General features: G+C 42.9%; 5 protein-coding genes. All 5 read right to left on the reverse strand.

Annotated elements, in window-relative coordinates:
* Nucleotides 1-194 precede the first annotated feature (194 nt).
* Nucleotides 195-464: a hypothetical protein gene (locus QEH59_RS18285; protein WP_308986825.1), complete on the reverse strand. Its 270-nt coding sequence runs from the start codon at nucleotides 462-464 to the stop codon at nucleotides 195-197.
* 81 nt (nucleotides 465-545) lie between these two features.
* Nucleotides 546-941 (reverse strand): hypothetical protein, encoded by a 396-nt coding sequence (locus QEH59_RS18290; RefSeq protein WP_308986826.1) that lies wholly within the window; start codon nucleotides 939-941, stop codon nucleotides 546-548.
* Between the two features lie 76 nt (nucleotides 942-1,017).
* Nucleotides 1,018-1,317: a hypothetical protein gene (locus tag QEH59_RS18295; protein WP_308986827.1), complete on the reverse strand. Its 300-nt coding sequence runs from the start codon at nucleotides 1,315-1,317 to the stop codon at nucleotides 1,018-1,020.
* A 76-nt stretch (nucleotides 1,318-1,393) separates the two neighbouring features.
* Complete coding sequence (locus QEH59_RS18300) at nucleotides 1,394-2,098, reverse strand: hypothetical protein (protein WP_308986828.1); 705 nt, start codon at nucleotides 2,096-2,098, stop codon at nucleotides 1,394-1,396.
* Between the two features lie 321 nt (nucleotides 2,099-2,419).
* Nucleotides 2,420-2,890, reverse strand: coding sequence for a hypothetical protein (locus QEH59_RS18305; RefSeq protein ID WP_308986829.1), 471 nt, complete (start codon nucleotides 2,888-2,890; stop codon nucleotides 2,420-2,422).
* Nucleotides 2,891-3,084 lie beyond the last annotated feature (194 nt).

The raw sequence follows: 3,084 nt of genomic DNA on the forward strand, positions 1-3,084 counted from the left end.
TTCGCTTCCTCGAAGAATTCATTCCATTCACTTTCGCTGGGTGGTGTTTCAGAGTTCTTATGGATTAGTAGGAGATATTCCATTTTCTGCCTATCGTGGAGACCAGACAACCAGCCTGTGTGGTCAGTCGTCCAGTTGCTTTTTAGAGTTTTACGAGCGGGCTATATGGGTTGTCTGTGTCGTCTGGATCTGACTTATAGGAAGCCAAGCCCGAGGAAGACGAATATGCCAATGATCATGACTGCCCACCATGAGCTACTGCTTTCAGTTTTCTTTAATAACCAAAAGTAGAAGAAGCCTAGACCTATGTTAATTGCTGTTCCAATTAGACTGGCTAAAAATGGATAGCCGAACATGAGACTCATGACGAATGTCAAACCAGCAAAGAGTGATGTGGCTACCCAGGGGCTATCGCATTCTAAATTTATTTTTACCAGTGCGGCTAAGATTATCGCGTTTAACATTTTGTTTTCTTATTTCGTTTCAGATCGTCGAGCTCTGGCGCGGCGCGTTAGCGACGTTGACCAGAAGCGACTTGTTCGTGTTTAGTTTGCTTCCATCCACTTTACATCTCGAATGTCAGGATCTGATGTCAAAATCTCGTCCATTGCTTTAGTTATTTTTCCCAGCTGCTCTGAAGCATCAATTTTCTTAAAGAGCTTTCTTACTTTCGGCGTTCGTGGCTCAGTGAAGCACAAGAACTCATTGTCGTCTCCATACTGGTGGCTGCAGCAGATCGCTAGCCGGAATTCTTTATTCTCGATTGGAAGATAGTAGCCCCAATCTTCAGTGAAGTAATCCTCAATAGGGATTCCTTTTTCTTTTAGTTTGGTAGTCAAATATTCTGCAAGTCGACGCCCCCAGAGACCCGGGTTGATTTCCTCTTCTTCATCCTCATAAGCGGGGAACTTTTTAGATCTGAATTCGACTTGGGTTTTCATGATTTTTTTCCACGAACGTCAAAGGTAGGCATAGAGTGAGGCACGAACGGAATTGTCCTATCCTGCCTGGTTATAATCAGGTTTGTTTGAATACATTCTTGTGCCAATAGGCCTTCTCGTTTTCGAAGAACCAATCTTTATTTTTTTCGTCCATGAACTGTTTCAATTCTGTCATGTTGATTTTATATCGATGAAACAAGGCCAATATATCTCTCAATCCTGCATTCGAAATCTTCTTTGATCGAACGTGGAGAACGATCGTATCAGAAACGCCTTCCCATTTCTCGATACTGGGAATTTTGCCGATCCATTCGAAAAAGCTGAGTTCATCATTTTCGGAATAGAAGGAAACTCTTTTGCAGTGCAGTTTAGGCATCTTAATTTTTTTATAACGTCAAGAGGTGGCACGGAGTGAGGCACGAACGGAGTTGTCCACTCTCGTCTGGATATCCTTATTTTTCTCCAGCTTCTTTCCAGGCTCTTCTCCCATTGCGATCAAGCTTTTCGATTTTATCGATGTCCGATTCTTTTTCGATAAAGCTTATAGTCGCTTTCACTTCATATGGATCTCCTTCCTTGTAGTAGTAGGCTAGGAAATACTCTTGGTTCAATTCTGGTTGCTCGGCAATACTTGGCCTAAAGTCGCCTTCTTGACCGGCTTGCTGATTAAATGGTTGGTTGCGAAACTTGTCTGAGTAGTGAATAATTCGGGTTCCTGTAGTCGCTTTGCAGTTCGAAATCTTAATCAGCATTTTGTTTTCGTTGTGCACTCTCGGATTTGGATAATTACCCACTCTGGATGCTGAATGGCTGAAGAAAACCTCAATTTCCTTTTTCGGCTCGTCTGAGATAAACTTCGTCACTTCTTTTTCTTTTCCATCCGGATACGAAGAAACCTCAAATACGGCATAGGCCAAGACTGGTTTCTCAAAAGTGAAACTCCAGTTTCCGCCCTTGATTCTTAATTCGCTCATCAGCTGCTCCATCGTCATCGGCGATTTTGTTGCATGATTTTGTGCATGCGCAGAGTAGGTGAATAAAAGGATAAGGGTGACGGTTATGATTAGTTTCATTTTCTTGGATATCGTGGAGCTCTGGCGCGCCTTTAGGCGTTGTCCAGAAGCGCCTGGATCTAGCCTGAGGGTGGTGGTGTCCAATCGGTTCCAAATGTGCAAATAGTTATTCAGTCTGATTGGATTTAATTCTTCTATTCTAATTTTTATTCGTTGATAGGATTGCTTGGGCGTTCTTCCAGATGCCTCGACCTGTCAGGATTCTCAATCCAAGACTAAATATGAATGCGCAAACGATTAAGAGGTAGATCATCCCAGATCGATCGACATCGTATCCTGTGCAAATGTATATGGCGCAACAAACCGCCAAGGCGACAGTGAGCCATCCACTGATTAGTTTTCCTTTTTCTTTATTCATTTTCTTCTAGATCGTAGACGAGAGGAATAGATGAGCGCCAGCGAAATCTATTGCCTCATCGGACTGGTTCGCTCTGTTTTTTTGATTCTGTAAAGGGTGTTCCATCTCAAGTGCTGACAAGCATGTTGGCTCCAAAATGTTTCAAAGTCCATTTCTTGAAACTCTTCGCCGACTTCTGGACCAAATTGCCACCTAGTGAAGAAGAGTATCTCGTTTTCTGGAGATCTGGCTAGCATGTGCTCAAATAGGCTCTTCAGGTCATCTTTTAGGTTGTTTTTTAGTTCGTAATAGAAGTCTTGGTTCTGTCCCCAGTTTCCGATTTCTTCATTGTTTTCAATATCTACCTGTGGAATCTCAATCTCGGTGTCGTCCCATTCAATGATTTCATTGGCATAGCAGATTTCAAAATTTTCATTTTCTTGATCCTTATTTCCGATGTGTGCAATGCATCCTGAAATACCATCGAGTTCTTTTTTGAATAGGTTGTGATGTGATTCTACTCCCATTTCGACTAGCACGCCGAAATGCTTCGACCCTGAAAATGGGGTTGGTTCTTTACAGCCGACTGAGACTATTTCAATTGAGGGCATTTATTTCTTAGCGAACGGTGAGGCCAAGCACCCAGCCTGAGGGATTCGTATTAGTGAGGGTTATCGGATTTCTAGCGCGTAAAATGGGTTGACCTGTGCCGTCTGGATATGCTCCCGCCCAT

The sequence above is a fragment of the Thalassobacterium sedimentorum genome (genome assembly GCF_031127905.1).
In the GTDB taxonomy this organism is placed as follows: domain Bacteria; phylum Verrucomicrobiota; class Verrucomicrobiia; order Opitutales; family Coraliomargaritaceae; genus Thalassobacterium; species Thalassobacterium sedimentorum.

Bases quoted from the DNA above. Each gene is read 5' to 3' on its own strand.
- QEH59_RS18295 (WP_308986827.1), bottom strand. From the start codon at position 1,317: ATGCCTAAACTGCACTGCAAAAGAGTTTCCTTCTATTCCGAAAATGAT.
- QEH59_RS18285 (WP_308986825.1), bottom strand. From the start codon at position 464: ATGTTAAACGCGATAATCTTAGCCGCACTGGTAAAAATAAATTTAGAA.
- QEH59_RS18290 (WP_308986826.1), bottom strand. From the start codon at position 941: ATGAAAACCCAAGTCGAATTCAGATCTAAAAAGTTCCCCGCTTATGAG.